At 70.8% G+C, this 7,024-nt stretch carries 6 protein-coding genes and 1 pseudogene; 2 read left to right on the top strand and 5 right to left on the bottom strand.

The window, feature by feature from the left end:
* From P409_RS21815 to P409_RS21800, 4 genes and pseudogenes are all read right to left on the bottom strand, one after another.
* Positions 1 to 338: pseudogene (locus P409_RS21815) on the bottom strand (phenylacetic acid degradation operon negative regulatory protein PaaX); the annotation flags it as partial.
* A 5-nt stretch (positions 339 to 343) separates the two neighbouring features.
* Positions 344 to 997: a TetR/AcrR family transcriptional regulator gene (locus P409_RS21810; RefSeq protein WP_034843626.1), complete on the bottom strand. Its 654-nt coding sequence runs from the start codon at positions 995 to 997 to the stop codon at positions 344 to 346.
* A 114-nt stretch (positions 998 to 1,111) separates the two neighbouring features.
* Entirely contained in the window at positions 1,112 to 1,723 is a 612-nt protein-coding gene (locus tag P409_RS21805) for a LysE family translocator (protein ID WP_034843624.1), read from the bottom strand.
* 232 nt (positions 1,724 to 1,955) lie between these two features.
* Entirely contained in the window at positions 1,956 to 2,429 is a 474-nt protein-coding gene (locus P409_RS21800) for an Lrp/AsnC family transcriptional regulator (protein ID WP_034843623.1), read from the bottom strand.
* 156 nt (positions 2,430 to 2,585) lie between these two features.
* On the opposite strand from P409_RS21800, the gene P409_RS21795 reads away from it, so the two are divergent.
* Entirely contained in the window at positions 2,586 to 4,691 is a 2,106-nt protein-coding gene (locus tag P409_RS21795; RefSeq protein WP_034843620.1) for a transketolase C-terminal domain-containing protein, read from the top strand.
* Between the two features lie 33 nt (positions 4,692 to 4,724).
* The gene (locus tag P409_RS21790; protein ID WP_081991691.1) at positions 4,725 to 6,158 is read left to right on the top strand and encodes a dihydrolipoamide acetyltransferase family protein; all 1,434 of its coding nucleotides are present in this window, start codon (positions 4,725 to 4,727) and stop codon (positions 6,156 to 6,158) included.
* A gap of 122 nt (positions 6,159 to 6,280) precedes the next feature.
* On the opposite strand, the gene P409_RS21785 is transcribed toward P409_RS21790, so the two are convergent.
* Positions 6,281 to 7,024: S-adenosylmethionine:tRNA ribosyltransferase-isomerase (locus P409_RS21785; RefSeq protein ID WP_034843618.1), on the bottom strand; the 744-nt coding region annotated here is incomplete at its 5' end.

Genomic DNA, 7,024 nt, shown 5'->3' with positions numbered 1-7,024 from the left:
AGCACGAAGCCGCTGCCGGGCGGCGGCGGATGGGCGTTGTAGATGTGCTCGGTGGCAGTGCGGAACGTCTCGCGCCCGCGCTCGGCCAGGCGGTAGAAGCTGTTGCGGCCGACCCGGCTGCGCTCCAGCCAGCCATCGGCGGCCAGCCGCGACATCGCCGTCCGGACCACGCCATCACCGATATCGATCGCGTGCAGGAAAGCCGATAGGGTGCCCAGCCACAGCGACCCGCCGCGCGGCACGACGGCGTCGCCATAGACGGTGATGATGATCGACCAGGTGCGGGACGGCTCGGCCTTCAGGCTGTCCAGGATCCGGTGCAGAGCGGTGCGGGGCATGAGGCTCAGGCGGTTTCCATCCGTCGCCGGGCGGTGGGCTGGTTGCCGGTCGGGCGCACCGCCGCGACGGCATCCGCGGCGCCGGACAGCACCAGCTCGGTCGCCAGGCGGGCGTAGTCGGCGCGGTCCAGTCCCTTGCCCTCGCGGAACCAGAGATAGTGCCAGTTCAGCATGCCGAACAGCGACATGGTCAGCGGCATCAGCAGCGTGCGGTCGGATCCGACCTGCGGCACCGCCGTGGCCAGCGCCTCGGCGAAGATCCGCACCAGCGTCCGCTCCATCTCCTTCAGCTGCTCCTGCTGCTCCGGCGGCAGCAGCTTCAGGCTGGTGATCTGGACCTGGTGCTCGGCATCGGCGTCGCGATAGGCGTCGAGCAGCGCGGCCACGATCGCGTGCAGCCGCTCGCGGGCACTGGCCGGGGCGGCCGCGGCCTCCTCCACCGCCGCGACCAGCGTCGACAGGTGGTCGGCCAGGATGTCGAACAGCACCGCGTCCTTGTCGCGGTAGTAGTGGTACAGCAGCGCCTTCGACATGCCGCAGGCCTCGGCGATCATGGTGATCGAGGCGCCGGTGAAGCCGTGCCGGGCGAACAGCTCCGCCGTTCGGTGCAGGATCGCCTGCCGCTTCTCGTCATAGTTAGGGGCACGGGTGCGGGCCATGACTTCCGGTCCGTTCAGGAAATGCCAGTTGCCACCAGACTTGGCGTGTCGCGGCGGCAGATCAAGAATTCTCTGAACGCTCGGTCAGTGAATGATGGAAGAGGCGGCGCCTCGTTACCGCTCGGCCAGGGCCAGCTTGGCGCCGAGGGCGACGAAGGCGGCGGCGAAGCTGCGGCGCATCCATGTCATCACCCGCGGGCGGCTGATCACATGGTCGCGCATCGCCGCGGCGAACAGGCCGTAGACGGCGAAGACCGCGAAGGTCATCAGCATGAACACGCCGCTCAGCTCCAGCATCCGGGCCAGCGGATGGGCCTCGTCGACGCTGACGAACTGCGGCAGGAAGGCGACGAAGAAGATCGACAGCTTCGGGTTCAGGATGTTGACCAGGATCGCCGTCACCGTGACCTGCAGGGCGGAGCGGCCGTCGGTCTGTTTCTCGACCGTCAGCGCGCCGTGCTCGCGCAGCGTGTTCCAGGCCATCCACAGCAGATAGGCGACGCCGAGATACTTGAAGATCTCGAAGGCCAGGGCGCTGGCGTGCAGCAGCGCCGCAAGCCCCAGGATCGCCGCCGCCATGTGCGGCACGATGCCGAGCGTGCAGCCGAAGGCGGCGATCACGCTGGCGCGCGACCCGCGGGTCAGCCCGGCGGCGATGGTGAACAGTGCGCCGGTGCCGGGCGAGGCGACGATGATGAACGAGGTGATCAGGAACTCGATGCTCACGCCGGCGCTCCTCCCGTCAGGCTGCGGCCGCCACGATGCCCCGGCGCGGCCGGGCGGGCAAGGGCGGGCGGTGGATGGACCGGAGCCGCCCCCCCCTCACCCGAAATCACTGCGCGATCTCGACCTCTCCCCAAGGAGAGGTGTCGGGGAGCGCGGCTCAGTTTCCCTTCTCCTCGGGGAGAGGGAGGGGCCCGTCGCGTTGGCGACGGGAGGGTGAGGGGGTGGCTCGGTGTCAGACCGGGATCGCCACGCTGTTCTTGATCTCGCGCAGTGCGAAGTTCGAGCTGATGTGCTGCACCGCCGGGCTGGTGAACACCACCTCTTTCAGGAACTTCTCATAGTCCAGCGGGCTGCGGGTGACGATCCGCAGGATGTAGTCGGCCGATCCGGTCATCGAATAGAATTCCAGCACCTCCGGCCGCTCGGCGATCTTGCGCTCGAACGCCTCGATCTGCTCGCCGTCATGCTTGGCCAGGGTGACATGGGCGAAGGCCGTCTCGCCATAGCCCAGCCGGGCCGGGTCGACCCGGGCGACGTAGTCCTTGATCACGCCGCGCTCCTCCAGCGCCTTCAGCCGACGCCAGGTGGGGGAGGTCGACAGGCCGACCGCATCGGCCAGCTCCTGCACGCTCTGTCGGGCGTTGCGCTGCAGCGCCGCCAGGATGGCGCGCTCGAACCGGTCCAGCTCTTCGGCATCCGTGGACATGAAACCTCCGTAATCTCCTTGATCCGGAAAAATCATACCTCAGATCTCGAGGTGCAGCGCCGACATCGGCAAAACTTTTCCCCGATCCCGGCGCATCCTTTTCCTGGAGATGCGCGCTCGCGCGTCCGGTCGAACACCCAGCAGAAGGACGACCCGGTGACCGCTCTCGCCTATCAGCAGCCCCGCCTCCTGGCGAATGCGCCGGATCCCGGCTTCGACTGGCGTCGCATAGCCCATCTGCTGCACCTCTCCCGCGCCCTCGACGCGCTGGAGGAGACGGTGCTGGCGCCGCAGAAGAAGGTGCTCTACCAGTTTTCCGCCCGCGGCCACGATCTGGCGCAGATCCTGCTGGGCACCCGGCTGGACGACCCGCGCGACGCGGTCTGCGGCTACTACCGGTCCCGCCCGATCCTGCTGACCCTTGGCGTCGATCTGGTCGACGCGCTCGGCTCCGCCATGGCGCGGGACCAGGGCTATTCCGCCGGCCGCGACATCGGCGTGGTGTTCAACTTCCCCAACCCTTCCGGCCCCTCGGCGCTGCCGATGTGCGGCGGGGTCGGCACCCAGTACACCCCGGCCGCCGGCTGGGCCCAGGCGCTGGAATACGGCCGCACGGTGCTGCACGACCCCGCCTGCGACCGCGCCATCGCCGTGGTGCTGGGCGGCGACGCCTCGGTCGCCACCAACGGCTTCTGGTCGGCGCTGACCATCGCCACCACCCAGCGCCTGCCGGTGCTGTTCCTGATCGAGGACAACGGCTACGGCATCTCGGTGCCGTCGCGGTTCCAGACCCCGGGCGGCGACATCGCCGCCAACCTCGCCAGCTTCCGCGGCCTGCACATCCTGGCCGGCGACGGCACCGACCCGGCCGAGGCGGCGCGGCTGGCCGACGCCGCCGTCGCCCATGTCCGCGACCGCAAGGGCCCGTGCCTGCTGCGCCTCAGCGTGCCGCGGCTGGAGGGGCACAGCTTCCAGGACACCCAGGCGTACAAGCCGGCCGAGACCGTGGCGGCGGAATGGGCCCGCGACCCCTTGCCCAAGCTGAAGCAGTTCCTGGTTCCGGCCGTCATGGAGGCGGCGGAGTGGGACGCGCTGGCCGCCGAGGCCGAGGCGCAGGTCGAGGCGGCGCGGGCCTGGGCCGAATCACGCCCCGCCCCCGATGCCGCCGCGGTGACGCGCCACGTCTTCTTCGAGGGCGAGCCGCAGGCGATGGGCGGGCTGCGCGGTGGCAATCTGGGCGGCGACGGCATCGTCCCGGCCGTCGGCAGCGAAACTCCGCGGCCGGAGGGGCCGCGGATCAACATGGTCACCGCCATCCGCCGCACCCTGGACCACGAGCTGTCGGTCAATCCGCGCATGGTGGTGCTGGGCGAGGACATCGGGCCGAAGGGCGGGGTCCATGCCGTGACTCTGGGGCTGCAGGAGAAGTTCGGCGCCGTCCGGGTGATGGACACCAGCCTGTCGGAGGAGGGCATCGTCGGCCGTGCCGTCGGCATGGCGCTGGCCGGCCTCCTGCCGGTGCCGGAGATCCAGTTCCGCAAATACGCCGACCCGGCGGTGGAGCAGATCAACGATTGCGGCACGATGCGCTGGCGCACCAACAACCGCTTCGCCGCGCCGATGGTGCTGCGCATGCCGGTCGGCTTCCTGAAATGCGGCGACCCCTGGCACAGCCAGACCAACGAGGTGCAGTTCGTGCACGCGCCGGGCTGGAAGGTGGCGGTGCCGTCCAATGCCGAGGATGCGGTCGGGCTGCTGCGGGCGGCTTTGCGCGGCGACGACCCGGTGATGTTCCTCGAGCATCGGGCGATGCTCGACGCCGCCTGGGCGCGGCGGCCCTATCCGGGCGACGACTACGTGCTGCCCTTCGGCCGGGCCCGGACCACGATGCAGGGCCGGGACCTGACCATCGTCACCTGGGGCGCGATGGTCGAGCGGGCGGAGGCGGCGGCGCGGGCCAGCGGCAAGTCGGTCGAGGTGATCGACCTGCGCACGCTGATGCCGTGGGACAGCGCGGCCGTGCTGGCCTCGGTGGCGCGCACGCGGCGCTGCCTGATCGTGCATGAGGATCTGCGCACCGGCGGCTTCGGGGCGGAGATCGCGGCGGTGGTGGCCGACCAGGCGTTCCTGGACCTCGACGCCCCGGTGGCACGTCTGACCATGCCGGACATCCCCAGCCCGCACAGCCCGGCGCTGCTGGAGGCCGCGGTGCCGTCGGTCGAGCGGATCCGGGACAAGATCCTCGCGCTGACCGGGTTCTGAGGCCGGGCGCTGAACGAGTTTGGGGCCGAGACGATGACGGTCAGCTTTTCGCAGAACATTCCTCCAGAGGAACTTGCCGAGCTCTTGAAGAAGCCGACGGCCGGTCGGGCAGACGGGCGCGGCGCGAGGGTCGACGTCCTGGCGCCGGTGCAACAGGAAGGCACCAAGGCGGCGGTGCGGGGCTGGCTCGCCGCCGTGGGCGACTCGGTGCGCGAGGGCGATCCGCTGGTCGAGCTGGAGACCGACAAGGTCACGGTCGAGGTGCCGGCCCCGGCCTCCGGCACGCTGGTCGAGATCCTGGTCGCGACCGACCGGGACGCGACGCCGGGGGCGGTGCTGGGACGGATCGGGACCAGCCGGGCCGACTCGTCTTCCTTAGTCCCCCCTCCCCTTGCAGGAGAGGGGCAGGGGGAGGGCGCTGCGCGCGCCCGCGCGCGAGAGGCCGACGACCTCGGCGTGTCACATCAACCGGGTATCGGCTCCCATGGCGAAAACCCCCTCCCCCTAACCCCCTCCCGCGAGGGGAGGGGGGACTCGGATGGGGCGAGCGGGAGAGGTGCAGAGACGTCCTCTGCGGCGAAATCCATCTCCGAATTCGACCCGGCCCTCCGCCTGTCGCCTTCGGTGCGCAAGCTGTTGGTCGAGACCGGGCTCGATCCCGCCGGGCTGACCGGCAGCGGCAAGGACGGGCGGCTGACCCGGCAGGATGTCGAACAGGAGGTCGCCCGCCGGCAGGCGCAGGCCGAGGTGAAGCCGGCCTCCGGCCTCCGCTCGCACCGCATCCCGCATGATTCCATGCGCCGGCGCATCGCCGAGCACATGGCGCGGTCCGTGGCCACGGCGCCGCATGTTACCGCCGTATTCGAGGCGGATTTCGGCGCCGTGCTGGCGCATCGCCAGGCGCACAGGGCGGCGTTCGAGCGCCAGGGCGTGGCCCTGACGGTCACCGCCTATCTGGTCCAGGCCTGCGTCGCGGCGATGAAGGCGGTCCCTACGGTGAACAGCCGCTGGCACGACAACGCGCTGGAGGTGTTCGACGACGTCAATATCGGCGTCGGCACGGCGTTGGGCGACAAGGGGCTGGTGGTGCCCGTGGTGCACCGGGCGCAGTCGCTGTCGCTGCTCGGCATCGCCGCGCGGCTGCAGGAGGCGACGGCCCTGGCCCGCGCCGGGAAGCTGGCGCCGGCCGATGTCCAGGGCGGCACCTTCACCATCTCGAACCACGGCGTCTCCGGCTCGCTTCTGGCCGCGCCGATCATCATCAACCAGCCGCAGGTCGCGATCCTCGGTGTCGGCAAGGTCGAGAAGCGGGTGGTGGTGCGCGAGGTGAACGGCGCCGATGCCATGCTGATCCGGCCGATGGCCTATGTCTCCCTGACCATCGACCACCGCGCCCTGGACGGCGCCCAGACCAACGCCTGGCTGACCCGCTTCGTCGAGACGATCGAGACCTGGCCGGCGGCGTAGGCTCAAGCCACTCCCTTATCTGTCACCGCCGGGCTTGACCCGATCCAGGGGCCACCCAGAGCGGCCTCGACATCTCTGGATGCCCGGGTCAAACCCGGGCATGACAAATTGGAGGATCGTTTTCAGGCGGCTTCAACGCTCTTGCGTCCGTCGCGACACTTCGACAACTGCGCCTGCCGTTCCAGCAGCATCACATCCCCGAACTCGTGGCCGCGATAGCCTTCGGTCGCGAGGGCGGCCGGCAGGCCGTCCAGCACGCCGTCCGGGGCGAAGGCGCGCAGCAGCTCGAAATGGCTCTCGCCCGGCTGGTGCATGCCGGTGAGGAGGGCGTCGGCCACGCGCAGCCTCGTCCCGGGCCCGATCCGGTTGGCGGCGACGCCGTCGCCGGCCCGCACCGACCCATCCTCCTCCGCCGCGGCCTCCAGGGCGCGGACCACGGTGGTGCCGATGGCGACGATGCGGCGGCCTGTCGCCTTCGCCTGCGCCACCGCCGCGGCGGTCGCCTCCGGGATCCGGTAGGGCTCGTCGAAGGGCAGGCGGCGGTCCAGCGCCGGGTCGCCGGTGGAGGAGATGCCGGCGGCATGGGTCAGGGTGGCGAAGCCGATGCCGCGCCGGCGCCAGGCGGCGAGCAGCGCCCAGTCCAGCGCGAAGCCGGCCGAGGGCGGCTCGAACGCCACCGGGTCGGCAGCGATGCGGGTCCAGACATCCCACAGCGCCAGCGGCGCCGGCACATGGGCGTACTGGATCGGCCTGCCGTGCCGCGCCAGCCCGGCCAGCGCCCGGTCGCGCCGGCCGAGGAAGCGCAGCCGCACCAGCCGCGGATGGCCGAGGCCGCGTTCGACCACCGCATTCAGCGGTCCGAGCGA

The sequence above is a fragment of the Inquilinus limosus MP06 genome, assembly GCF_000767795.1.
GTDB classification, from domain to species: domain Bacteria; phylum Pseudomonadota; class Alphaproteobacteria; order DSM-16000; family Inquilinaceae; genus Inquilinus; species Inquilinus limosus_E.
The sequence above is the reverse complement of the archived record's forward strand: the minus strand, read 5'-3'. Positions and strand labels throughout refer to the sequence as shown.

Coding starts and splice junctions, on each gene's coding strand:
- P409_RS21810 (WP_034843626.1), bottom strand. CDS start 997: ATGGCCCGCACCCGTGCCCCTAACTATGACGAGAAGCGGCAGGCGATC.
- P409_RS21800 (WP_034843623.1), bottom strand. CDS start 2,429: ATGTCCACGGATGCCGAAGAGCTGGACCGGTTCGAGCGCGCCATCCTG.
- P409_RS21790 (WP_081991691.1), top strand. CDS start 4,725: ATGACGGTCAGCTTTTCGCAGAACATTCCTCCAGAGGAACTTGCCGAG.